This window comes from Agromyces sp. NPDC058064 (assembly GCF_042885275.1).
GTDB lineage: Bacteria > Actinomycetota > Actinomycetes > Actinomycetales > Microbacteriaceae > Agromyces.
This window is the reverse complement of sequence record NZ_JBHVSE010000001.1, coordinates 938,641-959,971: the sequence shown is the minus strand read 5'-3', so window position 1 is coordinate 959,971 and position 21,331 is coordinate 938,641. Positions and strand designations below refer to the sequence as shown.

The following is a 21,331-nucleotide window of genomic DNA, read 5'->3' as shown; positions in this document are numbered from 1 at the left end:
TCGACCGACGGACCCCTGAGCAGCGCCGGATACTCGGCGGATTCAAAGGAACCGGCTCTCTAGACTGGAACCCGTGCCGGCCGAGCAGATCCATCTCGTGCGCCATGGCGAGGTGTTCAACCCCCAGGGCGTGCTCTACGGTCGTCTCCCGGGTTACGGGCTCAGCGATCTCGGCCGCCTGATGGCGAAGGCCGCGGCCGACGAGCTCGTCGCGCGGGGCCGTCCGGTCTCGGCGCTCATCACCTCGCCGCTGCAGCGCACGCAGCAGTCGGGCGAGCCCATCGCGAAGGCCTTCGGCCTCGAGCCGACGCTCGACGAGCGCGTGATCGAGCCCGAGAACCGCTTCGAGGGCAAGCGCATGCGCGGCCCGGGCGGGGCGCTCCGCGACATCCGAAACTGGGGCCTGCTCGTGAACCCGTGGGAGCCGAGCTGGGGCGAGCCCTTCGGCTCGATCGCCGCCCGCATGATGGCTGCCGTCCAGGACGCGTGGAACGCGGCCGACGGCGGCGACGTCGTCATCGTCAGCCACCAGCTCCCGATCTGGATGGTGCACCGCCACCTCGCCGGCGAGCGGCTCTCGCACGACCCGCGGCGACGTCGCTGCGCGCTGTCGAGCATCACGACCCTCGAGATGCAGGGCGTCGCCGGCAGCGCAGCCGGGCACCGCTTCGTCGAGGTCGGCTACACGGATCCCGCGGCGGGGCTCGCCGCACAGGCGACGGACGTTGGAGCGGTGTGAAGAAGAGTGCACTCGTCGCGGCGGTCGCCGTGGCCTCGATGCTGGCCCTCACGGGCTGCGCGAGCGACCCGCTCGCCGACCAGTTCCGCGAAGGCAGCGGCAAGAACTACATCGCCGGCGACGGCACGATCTCGGTCTACGACCAGGGCGACCGCGGCGAGCCGATCGAGTTCGCGGGCGAGACGGTCGACGGCGAGCAGTACGACAGCGCGGATGCCTCGGGGCAGGTGCAGGTCGTCAACTTCTGGTATGCGGGCTGCGCCCCCTGCCGCGTCGAGGCCCCGATCCTCGAGGACGTCTACTCCGACGTCGACCCCGACAAGGTCGGATTCGTCGGGGTCAACGTGCGCGACCAGGCCGGCACCGCGGCATCCTTCGAGGACGACTACGGCGTCACCTACCCCTCGATCCTCGACGTGAACGAGGGCGAGGTGCAGCTCGCCTTCGCCGGGCGCGTGCCGCCCGCGGCCGTGCCGACGACCATCGTGCTCGACCAGGAGGGCCGCGTCGCGGCCCGCGTGCTCGGCCAGCTCGAAGAGGCCTCGATCCTCTCGTCGATCATCGACGACCTCCTCGCCGAGCAGGCGTAGCGTGGGCGGGGTCGGCGAGGTCGTGCTCAGCGGGCAGCTGCTCGCTGCGGTGCCGATCGCACTCGCGGCGGGCCTGATCTCGTTCCTCTCGCCGTGCGTGCTGCCGCTCGTGCCCGGGTATCTCGGCTTCCTCGGCGGGTTCACGGATGCCTCGGCCGACGCCGCGGAGGAGCGCCGCAACCGTCGGCGGCTGCTCCTCGGCGTGCTGCTCTTCGTCGCCGGGTTCACCGTCGTGTTCGTCGCGTTCAACCTCGTCGCCGGGGTGGCCGGGGCGTGGCTCATGCAGTACACCGACGTCATCATCCGCGTCGCGGGCGTGCTGCTCATCGTGATGGGCCTGGTGTTCGTCGGGCAGTTCAGCTTCATGCAGCGCACGTTCAAGCCGAGCTGGCGGCCCGCGACGGGCCTCGCGGGTGCGCCGCTGCTCGGCGTCGTGTTCGGCATCGGCTGGACGCCGTGCATCGGCCCGACCCTCGCGGTGGTGCTCACGCTCAGCGCCGACTCGGCCTCGGCGTGGCGCGGCGTGCTGCTCGGACTCGTCTACTGCATCGGCCTCGGCATCCCCTTCCTGCTCGTCGCGGCCGGCTTCGGCTGGGTGACGGGCTCGCTCGCCTTCCTCCGCAAGCACATCCGCGTCGTGAACCTCGTGGGCGGCGCGCTGCTCATCGTCATCGGCGTGCTGATGGTGTCGGGGATCTGGTCCATCTGGATGTACGAACTGCAGGCGGTGATCACGGGCTTTGACCTCCCGATCTGACCCCGGTGCGCCCTCGCGCCCGGCCGACCACATCGACTCGGCCGAGCCCGACGGCGCCGAGTCCTCCGTCAACCAGCCCAAGCTGGGATTCGTCGGCTGGCTCCGCTTCGCGTGGCGGCAGCTGACGAGCATGCGCACGGCGCTCCTCCTGCTGCTCCTGCTCGCGATCGCGGCCGTGCCCGGTTCGCTCGTGCCGCAGCGTTCGAGCGACCCCAACGGCGTCACCCAGTACTTCGAGGACAACCCGACGCTGGCGCCGATCCTCGACGGCTTCCAGATGTTCGACGTCTACACCTCGGCGTGGTTCTCGGCGGTGTACCTGCTGCTGTTCGTGTCGCTCATCGGCTGCATCATCCCGCGCACGAAGCACCACTTCGAGGCGCTCCGCGCCCGGCCGCCGCGCACGCCCGCGCGTCTCGCGCGGCTCGCGGGCTACACCGAGCGCACGGCCCCCGAGGGCATCGACGCCGAGACGGCGATCGACGCCGCGGCCACCCAGCTGCGCCAGGCCGGGTACCGCGTCGAGCGGTACGAGCAGCGCGGGGTGCTCTCGGTCTCGGCCGAGCGCGGCTACCTGCGCGAGACCGGCAACCTCGTCTTCCACACCGCGCTGCTCGGCGTGCTCGTCGCGGTCGGCTTCGGCGGCGGATTCGGGTTCTCGGGCCAGCGGGTGATCGTGGAGGGGCAGAGCTTCGTCAACACGCTCGCCGCCTTCGACTCGTTCAACCCGGGGCGCTTCTTCGACGACACCCGGCTGCAGCCGTACTCGCTCTCGCTCGAGGAGCTCGACGCGGTCTACGAGATCGAGAACCGCAAGGCCTTCGGCCAGCCCATCGACTTCACGGCGCACGTGACCGTCGAGGGCAAGGACGAGGAGCCGGTCGAGCGCACGGTCAAGGTGAACGAGCCGCTCTACACGCACGGCACCGACGTGTACCTGCTGGGCAACGGCTACGCCCCGACGATCACGGTGCGCAACGCCGACGGCGACGTCGTCTTCACCGATTCGGTGCCGTTCCTGCCGCAGGACGCGAACCTCACCTCGATCGGCGTCGTGAAGGTGCCCGACGGCATGGACGAGCAGCTCGGCATGGTCGGCTTCTTCTACCCGACGCAGGAGACGCTCGACACGGGCGCGTACGCCTCGACCTACCCCGACCTCGTCTACCCGGTGCTGACGCTCAACGTGTACCAGGGCGACCTCGGCATCAACGAGGGCAAGCCCACCTCGGTGTACACGCTCGACCCCTCGACGATGGAGCAGCTCACGGGCGGCGACACCGGCGTCGACTCGATCGAGCTCATGCCGGGCGAGACGACCGAGCTGCCGAACGGGCTCGGCACCGTGACGTTCGAGAACGCCGACCCCGACGCCGCCGAGGGCGACTACTCGAACAGCGTGCCGCGCTTCGCGAGCTTCGACATCCACCACGACCCGACGCAGATCTGGGTGCTCGTGTTCGCGGCGCTCATCCTCGGCGGGCTGCTCGTCTCGCTCTTCGTGCCTCGCCGCCGCCTGTGGGTGAAGGCGATCACGAAGCCAGACGGCAGTGTCGTGCTCGAGTACGCGGGCCTCGCCCGCGGCGAGGACCCGACGCTGGAGGATGCCGTGACGGCGTTCGCCGACAAGCACGCCGGCCCCGCGCCAGCCGCCGAAGCCGGCGATTCCAAGTAACCCCCAGACCAACCCCGCATTCGACGTAAGGTAGAACGGTGCAGCTCGACGAGATCTCCATCCTCTGCGTGTACTCGGCCATGGTCGTGTACGCGATCGCGTTCATCGCGTTCTCGATCGACCTCGCCAAGCGCTCGGCAGCGGCCACGGCCGCGTCGGATGCCTCGCCCGAGCTGACGGCGGAGACGCCCGAGCCGGTCGGGGTGCTCCAGGCCGCGGCGGCGGCGAAGGCGAGCGCGGCGGCCGAGGCGGCCGAGGGCGGCGCAGCCGCAGGGCCCGCGCAGCCGGCGAAGATCAAGCTCGGCGCCGCGGGCGGCCCGGGCGCCGGGGCATCCATCGCCTACGGGCGTTCGCCCGCGCTGCGCGTGGGCGTCGCGATGACGGTGCTCGCCTGGCTGCTGCACCTCTCGGGCACCGTGCTGCGCGGCCTCGCCGCGGGCCGCGTGCCGTGGGCCAACATGTACGAGTTCGCCCTGACCGGCACGCTCATCATCACGACGGTGTTCCTCATCGTGCTCGTCGTCGTGAAGCAGGACCTGCGGTTCCTCGGCACCTTCGTCACGGGCCTCGTGCTCGTGCTGCTCGGCATCGCGACCATCAACTTCTACGTGAGCCCCATCCCGCTGCCGCCGGCGCTGCAGTCGATCTGGCTCGTGATCCACGTGTTCGTCGCGAGCGCCTCGGTCGGCTTCTTCGCGCTCGGCTTCGCGCTCTCGGTCGTGCAGCTGATGCAGGCCCGCCGCGAGGCGATGATCGCCTCGGCGAAGGCCGTGAAGGCGAGCTTCCTCGCGACCCTGCCCGACGCGGTCTCGCTCGAGAACCTCGCCTACCGGGTCAACATCATCGGCTTCATCATGTGGACGTTCACCCTCATGGCGGGCGCGATCTGGGCCGAGAAGGCCTGGGGCCGCTACTGGGGCTGGGACACCAAGGAGGTGTGGACCTTCATCATCTGGGTGGTCTACGCCGGCTACATCCACGCGCGTGCGACGCGCGGCTGGCGCGGCTCGCGCTCGGCCTGGCTCGCGATCATCGGCTTCTCGACGGTGCTCTTCAACTTCACCGTGGTGAACCTCTTCTTCAAGGGACTGCACGCCTACTCGGGTCTCTGAGCCCCCGCACTCGCGCAACCGTCGGCCGCGTTCAGCTCCGGTTCGGTCGGTTCTCGGTTCTCGGTTCTCGGTACTCGGTACTCGGTACTCGGTACTCGTGCTGTTGTCCCCGGGGCGTCCCTCATGCCGCCTACGTCACTGAGTCGCCCTTGGCATCGCCGATGCCGGATGCGACTCAGTGACGTAGGCGGCGCGGCGCGGGCCGAAGCCGGTGATGCCAGGAGCGACTCAGTGACGTAACGGCGCGGACTCGACCCTCCTCGGGCCGAGCCCCGAGCCCCGAGGCCCGAGCCCGAGCCCGAGCCCGAGCCCGAGCCCGAGCCCGAGCACCGAGCATCCAGCATCCAGTGAGCGGCAGTATGCCGTCGTGCGTGCGCTTCTCGCGAGGGTTGCGGCGCCGCCACGCGGCGGGCACGATCGCTGCATGGGCAGGGATCTGCTCGAGCGGGATCGCGAGCTCGACGAGCTGCGCGTCGCGGCGAACGACGCGTCGATGGGCCGCGGGCGCGTGGTGCTGCTGCACGGCGAGGCGGGCATCGGCAAGAGCACGCTCGTGAACGCGCTGCGGGCGGATCCGCCCGCAGGGGTCCGGGTGCTGCTCGGGTCGTGCGACGCGATGTCGACGCCGCGCCCGCTCGGGCCGCTCCGCGACCTCGAGTCGTCGGTCGGTCCGCGGCTCGGCGAGGCCCTGCGGGCCGGCGAGCGCGAGGAGATCTTCGCGGCACTCCGCGACGAGCTCTCGGACGGAACCGGGACGGTGCTCGTCGTCGAGGACGCGCACTGGGCCGACGAGGCCACGCTCGACGCGCTGCGGTTCCTCGCACGCCGCATCGACGAACTGCCGGCCGCGCTCGTCGTCACCTACCGCGACGAGTTCGAGCGGGACCATCCGCTGGGGCGGCTGCTCGGCGACCTCGGCCACGGCGACCGCGTCGGACGGCTCGCCCCCGACCGCCTCAGCTCCGACGCCGTCGGCGCGCTCATCGCCGGCAGCGGTCTCGACGCCGAGCGCGTGTTCGCGACGACCGGGGGCAACCCGTACTTCGTGCGCGAGGTGATCGCCTCGGCCGACGAATCGGGCGTGCCGCAGACGGTCGTCGACGCCGTCACGGGCCGCCTGCGGCGGCTCGACCCGCAGACGCAGGAGCACGTCGAGCAGCTGGCGGTCGTGCCCTCGGCAGTCGACGCGAAGCTGCTCGCGCGGCTCGTTCCGGGCTCGGCGGGGGCGCTGCGCGCGGCGGAGGAGGGCGGCCTGCTCGACGTGCGGCCCGAGGGCGTGCGGTTCCGCCACGAGCTCACCCGGCGGGCGGTCGTGGACGGCCTGCCGGCATCGCGCCGCATCGAGCTCGAACGCGCGGTGCTCGCCGCACTGCTCGAGTCGGGCGCAGCCGACCCCGCGCGACTCGTGCACCACGCCGGTGCCGCGGGCGACGTCGACGCGATCGTCGAGTGGGCGCCGCGCGCCGCGCGGGATGCCGCGGCTTCCGGCGCGCACCGGCAGGCGGCGGCCCACTACGCGGCGGCGCTCGCCCACCCCGACCGGTATGCGGCGGCCGAGCTCGTCGAACTGACCGAGGAGTTCGCCATCGAGTCGTACACGATCGGGGCGGCGAGTGCGGCAGTCGACGCGCAGCAACGCGCCGTCGCCATGCGTCGCGAGCTGGGGGACGCCCGCCGGCTCGGCGCGAGCCTGCGCTGGCTCTCGCGGTTCGACTGGTTCGACGGCCACCGCGCCGACGCCGAAGCCGCCGCCCGCGAGGCGTCGGCGGTGCTCTCGGGTGCGGGCGATCCGAGCCTCCACGCGATGGCGCTCAGCAACGAGGCGCAGCTCGCGCTGCTCGCCCACGACACCCCGAGGGCGCTCGACCTCGCCGCCGGTGCGATCGTCATCTCGCGCGAGACCGGCGATCGCCGCGTGCTCTCGCACGCGCTCAACAACCACGGCACCGGCCTGCTGTTCATCGGCCGCGAGGAGGGCGTCGACGAGCTGCTCGAAGCCGCAGAGGCCGCCCTGTCGGTCGACGACATCGAGGACGCGGCGCGTGCGTTCGTGAACCTCGTGTGGGCGCTGCTCGACCAGTACCGGCTCGCCGAGGCCGAGCGGCACCTCTCGCGCGCGCTCGAGCTGACCGAGCGTTCGGAGTTCATCGGCTTCGCGACCTACCAGCGCATGGAGCAGGCCCGGCTCGACCTGGCCCGGGCCCGCTGGGACGACGCGCTCGCGCTCGTCGACCCGCCGCCCGGCATGCCGCACGCCCGCTGCGTGGCGCTCACCGTCGCCGGCACGGTCGCGGCGCGGCGGGGCGACGACGGGGCCGACGAGACCCTCGACGCCGCCCACCGCCTCGCCGTCGAGCTCGGCGAACTGCAGCGACGGGGACCGGTCGCGGCCGCCCGGGCGGAGGCGGCGCTGCTGCGCGGCGACCTCGAGGCGGCGCGCGCCATCGCGCGCGTCGAGTTCGACGAGGCCGATCGCCGCGAGGCACGGGCGCTGCGCGCCGAGCTCGCCTACCTGCTGCGGCGCGCGGGCGACGAGGTCGAGGTCGAGGTCGATGACCCGCATCCGTTCTCGATGCAGGCCCGCGGCGACTGGCGCGCCGCCGCCGAGGCGTGGCGCACGGCGGGTGCGCCCTACCACGAGGCATCCGCGCTCGCCGAGAGCCCCGACCCGGCCGACCTGGTGGAGGCGCTCGCGATCCTCGACCGCATCGGGGCGGCACCGCTGGCCCGCCGGGTCAGGTCCGAGCTCCGCGACCGCGGCGTCCGCAGCGTTCCCCGCGGGCCGTCGAGCGTCACCCGCCGCAACCCCGAGGGCCTCACCGACCGGCAGCTCGACGTACTGCGGCTGCTCGCCGAGGGACTCACGAACGCCGAGATCGCCGACCGTCTCGTCGTCTCGGTGCGCACGGTCGACAGCCACGTCGCCGCCGTGCTCGCGAAGCTCGGGGTCGCCTCGCGGCAGGACGCCGTGCGCATCGCCCACGAGCGCGAGCTGCTGGCCGACTGATCTCGGTAGTGCGGGCCGCCGATCTCGGTAGCGCTCGCCGATTCGCCGGAGAGCGCCCCGCGGTGGGATGGAATCACGGCCCGCGGAGGCGGGAACCGTCACCGACAGGGGACCATCATGAACACCGCACTCGCCGGATCCGTCGTCACGACGATCCGCCCGACCCGACGCTCGACACGGCTCGGCCGGCTCGCCCGCCGGCTCGCCGACGCGAGCCGCACCGTCCTGACCCGCACCGTGCAGAGCCGCGGCGCGGCGCAGACCCTCGACCGGGACGAGCAGACCCGGCTCCACCAGCTGCGCCACGAGGCGCGCCGCCTGCGCGAGGAGCAGTTCCGGACCGGGGCGTTCGCTCGCCTGCTCTGAACCGGGCCCGTCGAGGTCGAAGTGACAGCGATTGCACTTCGGCCACGTCGGCGGACCATGTTCTCGCGTCATCATTGATCATCCCGACTGCAAACGCTTGCATTAACCGAGTCCGCGCTGCTACGTTCGCGAGCAGTGTCGGTGGCACGGAGTCGTGCCGGGAATCGGGAGTCGAAGATGACGCAACGCTCACTCGTACGCAGGTGGCTCGCCGCCGCAGTGACCGGGGGGCTCGCCGTGACGGCGCTGAGCTTCGCACCGGGTCTCGGGCTCGCCGCTGCGGCGGCCGAGGAGCGCAGCTTCGCGCTCGTCGGCGACCTGCAGACCGAGCTCGGCTGCGCCGAGGACTGGGCGCCCGCCTGCGCCGAGACCGAGCTGCTGCCGACGGCGACCGCGGGCGTCTACGCCGCCGAGTTCACGGTTCCCGAGGGGGCGTGGCAGTACAAGGTCGCCGTGAACGACTCGTGGGACGAGGCGTACGGGCTGAACGGCGGGGGAGACAACATCCCGCTGACGGTCGCCGGCGAGACCCGGGTGCGGGTCGTCTTCGACGACACCCTCAAGAAGGTCGGCCTCGAGCTCACGGCCGACGCGATGTCCGGCGGCTACGACGAGGCATCCGACCCGGCTCTCGTCGACGAGCCGGTGCGCCAGCCCGGCAGCGACGAGACCTTCTACTTCGTGATGACCGACCGCTTCGCGAACGGAGACCCCGCGAACGACGAGGGCGGCCTCACCGGCGACCGTCTCACGACCGGCTTCGACCCCGCCGACAAGGGCTTCTACCAGGGCGGCGACCTCGCCGGCCTCCGCGAGCAGCTCGACTACATCGAGGGGCTCGGCACGACCGCGATCTGGCTGACGCCGAGCTTCAAGAACCGCCCCGTGCAGGGCGAGGGCGCGAACGCGAGCGCCGGCTACCACGGCTACTGGGTCACCGACTTCACCCAGATCGACCCGCACCTCGGCACGAACGCCGAGCTCGAGGCGCTCATCGACGACGCGCACGACCGCGAGATCAAGGTCTACTTCGACATCATCACGAACCACACCGCCGACGTCATCGACTACGAAGAGCAGGCCTACGGCTACATCGACCAGAAGACGAGCCCGTACCTCGGCGCCGACGGCACGGCGTTCGACCCGGCGAAGTACGCGAGCGCCGAGACGGCCGCCGACTTCCCCGAGCTCGACGCGGCGACGAGCTTCCCCTACACGCCGACCATCGCTCCCGCCGACGCCGACCTCAAGGTGCCGGCCTGGCTCAACGACCCGACGCTGTACCACAACCGCGGCGACTCGACGTGGGAGGGCGAGTCGGTCACGTACGGCGACTTCGTCGGCCTCGACGACCTCATGACCGAGCACCCGACCGTCGTGAACGGCTTCGTCGACGTGTACCAGCAGTGGGTCGACCTCGGCATCGACGGCTTCCGCATCGACACCGCCAAGCACGTGAACTTCGAGTTCTGGGAGCAGTGGGCGACCGAGGTGCTCGACTACGCGCACGACGCCGGCAAGGAGGACTTCTTCATGTTCGGCGAGGTCTACGACGCCGACCCGGTCAAGCTCAGCCCGTACGTGCGCAAGACCGACATGAACTCGGTGCTCGACTTCACCTTCCAGTCGCAGGCCGTGAGCTTCGCCGCGGGCAACTCGGCGAAGAACCTGCAGTCCCTCTTCGCCGGCGACGACTACTACACGACGCCCGACTCCTCGGCGACGGCGCTGCCGACCTTCCTCGGCAACCACGACATGGGCCGCGTCGGCTACTTCCTGCAGTCGACGGGCGCCCCGCTCGAGCGCGACGAGCTCGCGCACGAGCTCCTCTTCCTGACCCGCGGCCAGCCCGTCGTCTACTACGGCGACGAGCAGGGCTTCGCCGGCACCGGCGGCGACAAGGACGCCCGCCAGTCGCTCTTCGCGAGCCAGGTGACCGAGTACCAGGACCAGCAGCTCGTCACGGGCGAGCAGGCCGGCAGCGTCGACCGCTTCGGCACGGATGCTCCGCTCTACGAGCACATCGCCGCACTCTCGGCGCTGCGCCAGGCGCACCCGGCGCTCTCGACGGGCGCCCAGATCGAGCGCTACGTCGACAACGGCGCGGGCGTGTACGCGTTCAGCCGGGTCGACCGCACCGAGAAGGTCGAGTACCTCGTCGCCGCGAACAACGCGGCGGAGGCTCGCACCGTCGAGGTGCCGACGCTCACGAAGGGCGGGGCGTTCGAGGTGCTCTACGAGGGCGGCACGGGCGGCGCCGGGGGCGCGGCCGTCACGGCCGACGCCGACGGCGTGGCCTCCGTCACGGTCCCCGCGCTCGGCACGGTCGTGCTGCGCGCCGACCGCGAGGTGAGCGCGCCCGAGGCGGCCGGCGCCATCTCGATCTCGGTGCCCGCGGCCGGTGCCGGCGTGACCGGCGTGACCCCGGTCGCCGCCGACGTCGACGACGCAACCTGGCAGGAGACGAGCTTCGCCTGGCGTGTCGCCGGGGCGACGGGCGACGACGCGTGGCACGCGCTCGGCACGGCCGAGGACACCAGCCCGCGGGTCTTCCACGACACGGCGGGCCTCGCGAAGGGCACGCTCCTCGAGTACCGCGCCGTCTCGACCGACGCCGCGGGTCAGCGCTCGGCGGCGTCGAGCTACGCGTCCGTCGGCAACGCCGTGAACCTCGCCGAGGGCGGCGAGGAGCCCGAGCAGCCGATCGACCTCGTCACCGTGCCCGGCTCGCACAACAGCGAGATGGGCTGCGCCGGCGACTGGACCCCGGGCTGCGAGGCGGCGAAGCTCACGCTGCGCGCCGACGGAATCTACGCCGGCACCTTCGAGGTGCCCGCGGGCGACTACGAGTACAAGGTCGCGCTCAACGGCAGCTGGGACGTCAACTACGGCGCGAACGGCGAGCAGAACGGCGGCAACATCACCTACTCGACCGATGGCACCAAGCCGGTGACCTTCTACTGGAACCCGGTCACGAAGGTCGGCTCCTCGACGGCCGAGGGCCCCACGGTGACCCTGCCGGGCAGCTTCCAGCAGGAGATCGGCTGCGCCGGCGACTGGGCGCCCGACTGCCTCGCCTCGCTCATGCAGGACGGTGACAAGGACGGCGTGTACACCTTCTCGACGACCGAGATCCCCGACGGCTCGTACGAGGCGAAGGTCGCGCACGGCCTGAGCTGGGACGAGAACTACGGCGTCGGCGGCGCCCCGGGCGGCGCGAACTACACGTTCACCGCGACCGGCGGCAAGCTCGTCGAGTTCCGCTACACGCTCGCGACGCACGTGCTCGAGATCGTCGTCACCGACCCGCCGCTCGCGGGCAGCGGGCAGTCGCAGGCGCACTGGGTGGGCGAGCAGACGATCGCCTGGCCCGCCGCACTGCTCGGCGGCGCGAAGGCCGAGGATGCCTCGTGGTCGCTCGAGCACGCGCCCGACGCGGGTCTCGCGGTGACCGACGGCGACGTCTCCGGCGGCGGCGACGCCGTCGAGCTCGAACTCGACCCGGCTGGCCTCTCCGACGCGCAGCTCGAGAAGTTCCCGGCACTCGAGGGCTACCTGGCACTGCACGTGGTCGGCGCGGACCGCGCCGAGGTCGCGGCACTGCTCACCGAGCAGCTCGCCGTCGCGCAGCGGGTCGGCGACGAGCTCACCGCCTTCACCGGCGTGCAGCTGCCCGGCGTGCTCGACGAGCTCTACGCCGACGCCGTGGCATCCGCCCCGCTCGGCACCGGCTGGGACGGCGACGAGGCGACCGTCACCCTGTGGGCGCCCACCGCGCGCGACGTGGCGCTCGAGCGCTGGAGCGCCGGCGCGGCCGGCGACCCCGAGCGCCTCGCCGCCGTGCGCGACGACGCGAGCGGCACCTGGTCGGTCGACGGACTCGCCGCCGGCGACGAAGTGCGCTGGTCGGTCGAGGTGTACGCCCCGTCGACCGGGAAGATCGAGACCAACTCGGTCACCGACCCGTACTCCGTGGCCCTCACGACGAATTCGGCGCGCACCGTCGTCGTCGACCTCGACGACCCGGCCCTCGCCCCCGAGCAGTGGGCCGAGACGCCCGCGCCCGTCGTCGAGCGCCCCGTCGACCGGGCGATCTACGAGCTGCACGTGCGCGACTTCTCGATCTCCGACGAGACCGTGCCCGAGGCCGAGCGCGGCACCTACCGGGCGTTCACCCGCGACTCGGCGGGAACGAAGCAGCTGCGCGAGCTCGCCGACGCGGGCATCAATACGGTGCACCTGCTGCCGACCTTCGACCTCGCGACCATCGAGGAGGAGCGCGCGAAGCAGGCCGTGCCCGACTGCGACCTCGCGAGCTTCGGCCCGGCCTCGGCCGAGCAGCAGGCGTGCATCGACCGGGTCCGCGACCTCGACGGATTCAACTGGGGCTACGACCCGTTCCACTACCAGGCGCCCGAGGGTTCGTACGCCGTCGACCCCGACGGCGGGGCGCGCGTCGCGGAGTTCCGCGAGATGGTCGGCGCACTGCACGCCGACGGCCTGCAGGTCGTGCTCGACGAGGTCTACAACCACACCGCCGAGGCGGGCCAGGGGCAGAAGTCGGTGCTCGACCGCATCGTGCCCGGCTACTACCAGCGGCTCAACGCGGTCGGCGCCGTCGAGACCTCGACGTGCTGCCAGAACGTGGCGACCGAGCACGAGGTCGCGCAGCAGCTCATGGTCGACTCGGTCGTGCTGTGGGCGAAGGAGTACAAGGTCGACGGGTTCCGCTTCGACCTGATGGGCCACCACTCGAAGGAGAACATGCTCGCCGTGCGGGCCGCGCTCGACGAGCTCACCCTCGAGGGCGACGGGGTCGACGGCAAGGCCGTGTACCTCTACGGCGAGGGCTGGAACTTCGGAGAGGTCGCGAACAACGCACTGTTCGAGCAGGCCACGCAGGGCCAGCTCGGCGGCACGGGCATCGGCACCTTCAACGACCGCCTGCGCGACGCGGTGCACGGCGGCAGTCCGGTCGACGCCTCGTCGACGTTCCAGCAGGGCTTCGGCACGGGCCTCGGCACCGATCCGAACGGCCGGCCGGGCACGCCGACGCAGGCCGACCAGCTCGCCGACCTCGCGCACCAGACCGATCTCGTGAAGCTCGGCCTCGCCGGCAACCTGCGCGGGTACGAACTGACGGATGCCACGGGCGCGACCGTGCGCGGCGACCAGCTCGACTACCGGGGTTCGCCGGCCGGCTACGCCGACCAGCCCGACGAGGTGATCAACTACGTCGACGCGCACGACAACGAGACGCTCTACGACCTCTCGGTGTTCAAGCTGCCGCAGGGCACCTCGATGGCCGACCGCGTGCGCATGAACACGCTGTCGCTCGCGACGGTCACGCTGTCGCAGTCGCCCTCGTTCTGGCACGCCGGCACCGAGCTGCTGCGGTCGAAGTCGCTCGATCGCAACAGCTACAACTCGGGCGACTGGTTCAACCGGGTCGACTGGACGGGCCAGGAGTCGACCTTCGGCTCGGGCCTGCCGGGCGAGGCCGACAACGGGACGAAGTGGCCCGTCATGGCACCGCTCCTCGCCGACCTCGCGCTGAAGCCGACCGCGGCCGACATCGCGGCGGCCGAGGCATCCGCCCTCGACCTGCTGCGGGTGCGCTCGTCGGTCGACCTGCTGCAGCTGGGCTCCGCCGAGCTCATCGACGAGAAGGTCACCTTCCCGAACAGCGGCCCCGACGCGACGCCGGGCGTGATCGTCATGCAGGTCGACGACCTCGTGGGCGACGACGTCGACCCCGAGCTCGACGGTGCGCTGCTCGTGTTCAACGCCTCGCCGACGGCCGTCAGCCAGACGGTCGGCGGGCTCGCCGGGCGCGACTTCGCGCTCGCCGAGGCGCAGGCGTCGGGTGCCGACCCCGTCGTGAAGCAGACCACCTGGGATGCCTCGACGGGAACCGTCACGGTGCCCGCCCGCAGCGTCGCCGTGCTGGTCGACGAGCAGCCTCCGCCCGCGGTCGCGACGCTCGCCGTCGGAGCGCCCGACAAGCTCGTCGCGAAGGCCGGCTCGGCCGTGAAGTACGTCGCGAAGGTCGTCGCGCTCGACGGCTCGACGCCCACGGGCACCTTCGCGGTCTACGAGGGCGGCACGAAGCTCGCCGAGGTCTCGCTGACCGCGAAGGACAAGGGCCGCGTGAACCTGAAGCTGCCGAAGCTCGGCCGCGGGGTCCACCTCGTGCACGCGGTCTTCACCGGTGACGAGGGCTACGGCGACACGCAGACGGTGCCGCTGCCGATCCTGCTCTGGTAGCCCGCACCTCGATCCGCCGCGGACGGTCGTTCCCCGACAGGGTGAGCGACCGTCCGCGACGATCGGGGGCCGGTGGCCGCCGGTCGGCCGCACTCCGACACTGAGTCGCTGGGCGGGTCAGTGTCGGAGTGCTGCGGGCAGAGCGCCGGGCGCGTCGGTGTTCGCCGGAACCGGGCCGATCGTCAGACCGGGAACGGCAGGTCGACCCCGCACGACATGAAGCTGCCGACGATGTCGTCGCCGTGCGCGGCGAAGATCTCGTCGATGCCCTTGCCGTCGGCGGCCTTGACGTCGCGGTTCGGGTTGTTGGCGCCGATGGTTCCGCCCGAGCCGTTCGCGCCCTTCACCTTGATCGTGAACGAGCTCGGCGCTCCGGTCTCGGCGTAGGCGTCGAGCACGCACTCCGCGTCCTCCGCGGGCAGGCCGAAGGTGAGCTCCTCGACGTGCACGGTGAACCACGACTGCGAGTTCGACGCTCCGGCGTTGCCCTGCTCGGAGCGGTTCGGGTTGAAGCACTCGTGCGCGTACGCGCCGGCGCCGGTGGCGAGCACGCCCGCCGCTGCGAGCGCGACGCCCGCGGTGATGTTGGTCCAGGTCCGCTTGGACATGTGTCTTCCCTTCGGGTGGGTACGTGGCGCGCCCGGGCGGCGCACGCACGATCTCCACCGTCGCCCGGGCGTGCGGGCGCGGCATCCGTGCTCGCCCTGACGTCGGGCGCCGAGGCCGCGCTCGCCGACCCCCAGTGCGGGGGAGCAGCACCGGGAGCCGGAGCCCCGCGTTCAGCCGAGGGGCGCGAACGCCGCGCGCGAGGTCGTGGCGATGAGCGCCGCAACCGCCACGAGCGCGAGCGCGATCCACGGCAGACCGCCGACGCCCGCCGCGTCGAGCACGACGCCGCCGAGGAACGCGCCGACCGCGATCGACCCGTTCCAGGTGGCGACGACCATCGACTGGGCGACGTCCGCGGCACTGCCCGCGATGCGGGCGGGCGCCGCCTGCAGCAGGGTCGGCGCACCGCCGTAGGCGACGCCCCAGAGCGCGACCGCGCCGAACACGACGACGGGCTGCGCGGCGAAGAGGCCGATCGCGATCATGGCGGCGCCGAGCGCGGCCGCGGCGATCAGCACCATCGCGCGGAGGTGCCGGTCGACGAGCGACCCCGAGACGAGCACGCCGCCGACCGCGAAGACGCCGAACACGAGCAGCACGACGTCGAGGCGCCGGTCGAGCCCCGACGCCACCGCGAGCGGGGCGATGTAGGTGTAGGCGACGTTGTGCGCGAGCACGAAGGCCGCGGTCGTCGCGAGCACGGCGACGAGGCCGGGCAGGCGCAGCACCGTGCCGAGCCCGGGTCGAGACCCCGCTCGCTCGCCGGGGAATGCGGGCAGCGCGAGCGCCGCCCACACGGCGAGCACGATCGCGAGCCCCGCGAGCACCGCGAACGCCGCGCGCCAGCCGACCAGCGAACCGAGCGTCGTCGCGATCGGCAGTCCGAAGGCGAATGCGAGCGGGGTGCCGACCATCGCGATCGACAGCGCCCGGCCCGAGTGCTCGGGCTCGACCATGCGCATGGCGTAGCCCGCCGCGATCGCCCAGAGGAGGCCCGCGAGCATGCCGCCGACCGTGCGCGCCACGAGGATCGTCGTGTAGTCGCCCGCGATCGCCGTGATGCCGCTGACGAGGGCGAACCCGACCACGAGCGCGAGCAGCAGTTGCTTGCGGGGCACGCTGCGGGTGAGCGCGGTGAGGGGGATCGCGGTCACCGCCGTCGTGACGGCGTACGCGGCCACGAGCCAGCCGACCTGCGCCTCGGAGACGCCGAGGTCGGCGCTCATCTGGGGCAGGAGCCCCGCCGGCAGGATCTCGGTGACGACGCCGACGAACACGATCGAGGCGAGGGCGAGCAGCCCGTTGAGCGGCAGCCGGGTCTTGGATGTCGCGGCCGAGGAGGCGGCGGCGGGTGTGGGCGCGGTGATCGGAGAAGCCATGTCGACAGTGTCGAACCTTGACACTAGTGTTAAGGTCAAGTCGGCGGCAGGAGGGGCATGCGCATCGGTGAACTCGCCTCGCGCACGGGCGTCTCGACGCGCCTGCTGCGCTACTACGAGGCGCAGGGACTCATCTCCTCGCAGCGCGAGGCGAACGGGTATCGCGACTACGCCGAAGGCGTCGTCGAGCGGGTGGGCCGCGTGCGCGACCTCATCGACGCGGGCATCCCGACGGCGGTGATCCTCGACCTGCTCCCCTGCCTCGCGAGCGTCACCGACCCCGAGGCGCCGGTCATCCAGCAGGCGCTCGCAGAGTCGCTCGCGGCGCGTCGGGCGCAGCTCGACCAGCGCATCGGATGCCTCGCCAAGAACCGCGACGCGATCACGGCGTACCTCGACCGGGCCGTCATCACCGGGTGAGCCGGCGCGACCCGAACCCGCTCCATCGAACGAAGGGAACCGATGTGATCGTCGAAGTCACGAGATTCAGGGCGAGCGATGCGACGGCGCTCCTGGCCGCCCGCCCCGCGATGCTGGCCGACTTCCGCGACGACCGTGCGGGGTTCGCGGGCGCCCGACTCGTGCGTCTCGCCGATGACGAATGGCTCGACCTCGTCGAGTGGGAGCGGGCGGAGGACCTCGCCGCGTCCCGGGCGAAGGGCGCGAACCGCGAGGGCATCGCGGCGTTCTTCGCCGCGATCGAGGCGCTCGTCTCGTCGGAGGACGGGCCGGCCGTCTGAGCTGACCGGCGGGTGCCTCGCTGTTCGCTACTCGACCGCCGGGGCCGCCGCGAGCACGGCGTGGCAGCGGCCGAGCCGCTCGATCCACCAGTCGACCCGCTCGGGCGGGGCGGCGTAGCGCTCGAGCAGCTCGGGGTCGGGCAGCACCCGGTGCACCGCGATCGACCCGTCCTCGGGCACGAGCGGTGCGCGCGTGACATCCGCTGCGAGCAGCGAGGCGGTGCCGAGCCCGCAGTCGAACTCGAGCGACGGCACCGCTGCGGCGAGGTGCGCGCCCATCGCGAGGCCGACGCTCGTGTCCAGCGCGCTGGACACGACGACGGGCAGGCCGGCCTCGGCGACGATGCCGAGCGCGCGTCGGATGCCGCCGAGCGGCTGCGCCTTGATGACGAGCAGGTCGGCGGCGCCCGCCTCGGCGACGGCGAGCGGGTCGTCGGCGCGGCGCACGCTCTCGTCGGCTGCGATCGGGATGCCCATGTACTTCGTGCGACGGCGGATCTCGGCGAGCTCCTCGACGGAGGCGCACGGCTGCTCGACGTACTCGAGGTCGAAGGGGGCGAGGGCATGGATGGCGTGCTCGGCCTCGTCGATGTTCCAGCCGCCGTTGGCGTCGAGGCGCACGCGGCCCTCGGGGCCGAGGGCCGCGCGCACGGCGCGCACGCGTGCGACGTCCTGCGCGAGGGTCTGGTCGGAGCCGGCGACCTTCACCTTCGCCGTGCGGCAGCCGGGGAAGCGCGCGAGCACGGCGGCGACGCTGTCGGGGTCGACGGCGGGCACGGTCGCGTTCACGGGGATGCGGTCCCGCAGCGCGGCGGGCGGGGCGCTCCAGCCGAAGTCGATCGCGGCGGCCAGCCAGGCGGATGCCTCGTCGTCGTCGTACTCGGCGAAGGGGGAGAACTCCGTCCAGCCCTGCGGGCCCTCGAAGAGCATCGCCTCGCGCACCTCGATGCCGCGGAAGCGGGTGACGAGCGGCAGCGCGACGACGCGGGCGGTGGCGAGCAGTTCGCTCGGCTCGGGCAGGGCGGCGGGCGTCATGGGCCCAGTCTCGCACCGCGGCGCTCGCCGCGGCGAGGGCGCGCGCCTAGGGTGGAGGGATGACTGGGGCGGGAATCGACGAGTTGGGGCTCACGGCGAGCGAGGTCGAGGCCGAGTCGACGGGCCGCAACCTCGCGATCGGGGTGGGCGGCATCCTCCTCGTGATCGCCGCGGGCATCCCCATCGTGTGGGCCCTGCTGGTCGGCGTGACCGCCGTCGTCCCCGTCGTGGCCGGCCTGCTCGGGAGCCCCGCCGAATAGGCTTGAGGCATGAGTGCCGAGGTCTCCGAACTGTTCGATCCGAGCGAGTGGGCCGCGGCTCCCGCGGGTGCGTCGTTCACCGACATCACCTATCACCACTCGATCGACGGGCGCATCGCCCGCATCGCGTTCGATCGGCCCGAGGTGCGCAACGCGTTCCGCCCGCACACGGTCGACGAGCTCTACCGCGCCCTCGAGGACGCGCGCACGAATCCGCGCATCGGCGTCGTGCTGCTCACCGGCAACGGCCCGAGCGCGAAGGACGGCGGCTGGGCGTTCTGCTCCGGCGGCGACCAGCGCATCCGCGGGCGCGACGGCTACAAGTACTCCGACGCGGAGACGGCCGTCGTCTCGGGTGAGGGGCAGGCGGCGGTCGGCCGGCTCCACATCCTCGAGGTGCAGCGGCTGATCCGCTTCATGCCGAAGGTCGTCATCGCGGTCGTGCCCGGCTGGGCGGCCGGGGGCGGGCACTCGCTGCACGTCGTCTGCGACCTGACGATCGCGAGCCGCGAGCACGGTCGCTTCAAGCAGACCGACGCCGACGTCGGCTCGTTCGACGCCGGCTACGGCTCGGCCTACTTCGCCCGCCAGATCGGGCAGAAGTTCGCCCGCGAGGTGTTCTTCCTCGCCGAGGAGTACTCGGCCGACCGCGCCTACGAGATGGGCGCGGTGAACCGCGTCGTGCCGCACGCCGAGCTCGAGCGCGAGGCGATCGCGATGGCGCGCACCATCCTCACCAAGTCGCCGACGGCGATCCGCATGCTGAAGTTCGCGTTCAACGCGGTCGACGACGGCATGGTCGGGCAGCAGGTGTTCGCGGGCGAGGCGACGCGCCTCGCCTACGGCACCGACGAGGCGGTGGAGGGCCGCGACGCGTTCCTCGAGAAGCGCGACCCCGACTGGGGCCCCTACCCGTGGCACTTCTGATGCCGGTTACGGCGAACCGGCAGAGCCGGTGTCGGTGCCGCCGGTGAAACCGCTCATCAGGGTTCAGGCGGATGTCGCGGAGCTGACCCGTGCGCTCGCCGCCGCGCTCGACGGCGGGCCGGCCGTCTGGCCGGTGCCCGAGGTGGGTGGCGCGGCCGCCGGAGATGCCGCGGCGGTCGCGACCGAGGTCGACGACCGCATCGCGCTCGTCGTCGAGACGAGCGGATCGACCGACGCCCCGAAGCGGGTGCTGCTCTCGGCGGACGCGCTCGTCGCGAGCGCCGACGCCACGCACGACGCGCTCGGCAGCACGGGGCAGTGGTTGCTCGCGCTGCCGGGCCACTACATCGCCGGGGCCCAGGTGATCGTGCGGGGGCTCGTCGCCGGCACCGAGACCGTGGCGCTGCCGGCGGGTGCGTTCGATCCGGCGGCGTTCGCCGAGGCATCCGCCCGCATGCACGACCACGTGCCCCACTACACCTCGCTCGTGCCGACGCAGCTGGCGCGGCTGCTCGACGCGGCCGAGCGCGACGCCTTCGTCGGCGCCGCGCTGCGCTCCTTCGACGCGGTGCTCGTCGGCGGGCAGGCGCTCGCGCCCGTGCTCGCCGAGCGCGCCGAGGCCGCGGGCGTGCGCGTCGTGCGCACGTACGGCTCGAGCGAGACCGCCGGCGGCTGCGTCTACGACGGAGTGCCGATCGGCGACACCCGCATCCGCTTCGTCGACGGGCGCATCGAGCTGGGCGGCTCGAGCCTCGCCGACGGCTACCTCGACGACCCCGATCGCACCGCCGCGGCATTCGTCGCCGAGCGCGGAACCCGCTGGTACCGCACGGGCGACCTCGGCGAGCTCGACGGCGTCACCGGGCGGCTGCGGGTTCGCGGTCGCGCCGACGACGTCATGATCTCGGGCGGGGTGAAGGTCGTGCTCGGCGAGGTCGAGCGCGCGGTGCGCCGCCTCGAGGGCTTCGACGCGGCCGTCGTCGTCGCCGTGCCCGACGCCGAGTGGGGCGAGCGCGCGGCGGTCGTCGTCGCCGCGTCGGTCGGCGACGCGGCCGCAGTGCTGCTGCGCCTTCGCGAGACCACGGATGCTGCGGGCCTCGGCCCGGCCGCCCGGCCCGTGCACCTCGTCGTCGCCGACCCCTGGCCGACGCTCGCCTCGGGCAAGCCCGACCGCCGGGCGCTCGCCGCGCTTGCCGCGAACGCCGCGACTGCTGACTGAGCATCCCGGGTCCGCCGCGCGGCGCACCACGGAGGCGATGCCGCTCCTGCTTCGCCCGACATGCCGACGGCCATCACACGAGCTGCTCGGGCTACAACGGCGCGGAGTTCGCGATCGCCTGTCGAAGGGCTGGCTCGTCGAAGAGCCGCAGACGAGTCGCCGATTCGACCTCGACAGGTCCGCGCAGCAGGATGCGTGCGAGGCGCTCGAGCTCGAACGCCTCGCCACCGCCACGCGCCAGATCGGTGGTCACCAGGAGTCGGATCGGCGCATCGGGATCGTCGTCGTCGCGGTGCATGAGGCGGGCGTCGGTCGCGTCCCGTTTGGCGAAGGTGCGCAGGAGCGCAGGTCGTCGCAGCGCGAGACGGTCCATGAGTGAGAGCTCGTCGAAGGTCACCTTGCCGGGCGCGCGGACGACGGCGCCGTACGCCTCGGTGAAGTCGGCGATCGCGTCGGCCACGACCGCCTTCTTCGTGGTGTCGAGCAGGTAGGCGAGGTCGGTCAATGCGCGATGGGTGTCGGCGTCGACCTTGATCGAGACGTCGGGCATGCGTTTCTCCGATCGAGGCGGCGAGACGGTGCGCCACCACCGTTCCTCGTCCGGCCGGGGGAGTCTCGTCGGAGAAACGGTGGTGGAGCAGAGTCGCAG

At 72.4% G+C, this 21,331-nt stretch carries 17 protein-coding genes; 13 read left to right on the top strand and 4 right to left on the bottom strand.

What is annotated here, in order from left to right:
* The first annotated feature begins 73 nt into the window (after window positions 1-73).
* The 8 genes from ACFVSL_RS04430 to pulA all read left to right on the top strand — a co-directional run bounded on the left by ACFVSL_RS04430 (window position 74) and on the right by pulA (window position 14,513).
* The gene (locus ACFVSL_RS04430; protein WP_386938832.1) at window positions 74-739 is read left to right on the top strand and encodes a histidine phosphatase family protein; all 666 of its coding nucleotides are present in this window, start codon (window positions 74-76) and stop codon (window positions 737-739) included.
* Entirely contained in the window at window positions 736-1,329 is a 594-nt protein-coding gene (locus ACFVSL_RS04425) for a TlpA family protein disulfide reductase (protein ID WP_386938829.1), read from the top strand. The genes ACFVSL_RS04430 and ACFVSL_RS04425 overlap by 4 nt, the downstream gene beginning before the upstream one ends.
* 1 nt (window position 1,330) lies before the next feature.
* Entirely contained in the window at window positions 1,331-2,086 is a 756-nt protein-coding gene (locus ACFVSL_RS04420; RefSeq protein WP_386938827.1) for a cytochrome c biogenesis CcdA family protein, read from the top strand.
* Window positions 2,070-3,761, top strand: coding sequence for a cytochrome c biogenesis protein ResB (locus tag ACFVSL_RS04415; protein WP_386938825.1), 1,692 nt, complete (start codon window positions 2,070-2,072; stop codon window positions 3,759-3,761). The genes ACFVSL_RS04420 and ACFVSL_RS04415 overlap by 17 nt, the downstream gene beginning before the upstream one ends.
* Window positions 3,762-3,841: 80 nt before the next feature.
* Entirely contained in the window at window positions 3,842-4,873 is a 1,032-nt protein-coding gene (gene ccsB, locus ACFVSL_RS04410) for a c-type cytochrome biogenesis protein CcsB (protein WP_386939320.1), read from the top strand.
* Between the two features lie 424 nt (window positions 4,874-5,297).
* A complete protein-coding gene (locus tag ACFVSL_RS04405) occupies window positions 5,298-7,880 on the top strand; it encodes an ATP-binding protein (RefSeq protein WP_386938823.1) in 2,583 nt (860 codons plus the stop codon).
* A 117-nt stretch (window positions 7,881-7,997) separates the two neighbouring features.
* Entirely contained in the window at window positions 7,998-8,246 is a 249-nt protein-coding gene (locus ACFVSL_RS04400) for a hypothetical protein (protein WP_386938821.1), read from the top strand.
* Window positions 8,247-8,423: 177 nt separating this feature from the next.
* Window positions 8,424-14,513, top strand: coding sequence for a pullulanase-type alpha-1,6-glucosidase (gene pulA, locus ACFVSL_RS04395; RefSeq protein WP_386938819.1), 6,090 nt, complete (start codon window positions 8,424-8,426; stop codon window positions 14,511-14,513).
* A 182-nt stretch (window positions 14,514-14,695) separates the two neighbouring features.
* On the opposite strand, the gene ACFVSL_RS04390 is transcribed toward pulA, so the two are convergent.
* Both ACFVSL_RS04390 and ACFVSL_RS04385 read right to left on the bottom strand, forming a co-directional pair.
* Window positions 14,696-15,121 (bottom strand): hypothetical protein, encoded by a 426-nt coding sequence (locus ACFVSL_RS04390; protein ID WP_386938817.1) that lies wholly within the window; start codon window positions 15,119-15,121, stop codon window positions 14,696-14,698.
* Between the two features lie 171 nt (window positions 15,122-15,292).
* Entirely contained in the window at window positions 15,293-16,501 is a 1,209-nt protein-coding gene (locus ACFVSL_RS04385; protein WP_386938815.1) for an MFS transporter, read from the bottom strand.
* Window positions 16,502-16,558: 57 nt separating this feature from the next.
* Between ACFVSL_RS04385 and ACFVSL_RS04380 the strand changes: the two genes are divergently transcribed.
* Together ACFVSL_RS04380 and ACFVSL_RS04375 are read left to right on the top strand one after the other, a co-directional pair.
* The gene (locus tag ACFVSL_RS04380) at window positions 16,559-16,921 is read left to right on the top strand and encodes a MerR family transcriptional regulator (protein ID WP_386938813.1); all 363 of its coding nucleotides are present in this window, start codon (window positions 16,559-16,561) and stop codon (window positions 16,919-16,921) included.
* A gap of 44 nt (window positions 16,922-16,965) precedes the next feature.
* Entirely contained in the window at window positions 16,966-17,241 is a 276-nt protein-coding gene (locus ACFVSL_RS04375) for a hypothetical protein (RefSeq protein ID WP_386938811.1), read from the top strand.
* A gap of 27 nt (window positions 17,242-17,268) precedes the next feature.
* Here ACFVSL_RS04375 and ACFVSL_RS04370 read toward each other — a convergent pair whose 3' ends face one another.
* On the bottom strand, window positions 17,269-18,276 hold the full coding sequence (locus ACFVSL_RS04370; protein ID WP_386938809.1) for an o-succinylbenzoate synthase: 1,008 nt from the start codon (window positions 18,274-18,276) through the stop codon (window positions 17,269-17,271).
* Window positions 18,277-18,335: 59 nt separating this feature from the next.
* On the opposite strand from ACFVSL_RS04370, the gene ACFVSL_RS04365 reads away from it, so the two are divergent.
* From ACFVSL_RS04365 to ACFVSL_RS04355, 3 genes are read left to right on the top strand one after another with little or no spacing between them, the layout of a single operon-like run.
* Window positions 18,336-18,536 (top strand): hypothetical protein, encoded by a 201-nt coding sequence (locus ACFVSL_RS04365; protein ID WP_386938807.1) that lies wholly within the window; start codon window positions 18,336-18,338, stop codon window positions 18,534-18,536.
* A 9-nt stretch (window positions 18,537-18,545) separates the two neighbouring features.
* The gene (locus tag ACFVSL_RS04360) at window positions 18,546-19,463 is read left to right on the top strand and encodes a 1,4-dihydroxy-2-naphthoyl-CoA synthase (RefSeq protein ID WP_386938805.1); all 918 of its coding nucleotides are present in this window, start codon (window positions 18,546-18,548) and stop codon (window positions 19,461-19,463) included.
* 43 nt (window positions 19,464-19,506) lie between these two features.
* Window positions 19,507-20,682: an AMP-binding protein gene (locus ACFVSL_RS04355; protein ID WP_386938803.1), complete on the top strand. Its 1,176-nt coding sequence runs from the start codon at window positions 19,507-19,509 to the stop codon at window positions 20,680-20,682.
* A 91-nt stretch (window positions 20,683-20,773) separates the two neighbouring features.
* Here the strand turns inward: ACFVSL_RS04355 and ACFVSL_RS04350 are convergent, their stop codons facing one another.
* A complete protein-coding gene (locus tag ACFVSL_RS04350) occupies window positions 20,774-21,232 on the bottom strand; it encodes a hypothetical protein (protein ID WP_386938801.1) in 459 nt (152 codons plus the stop codon).
* Window positions 21,233-21,331 lie beyond the last annotated feature (99 nt).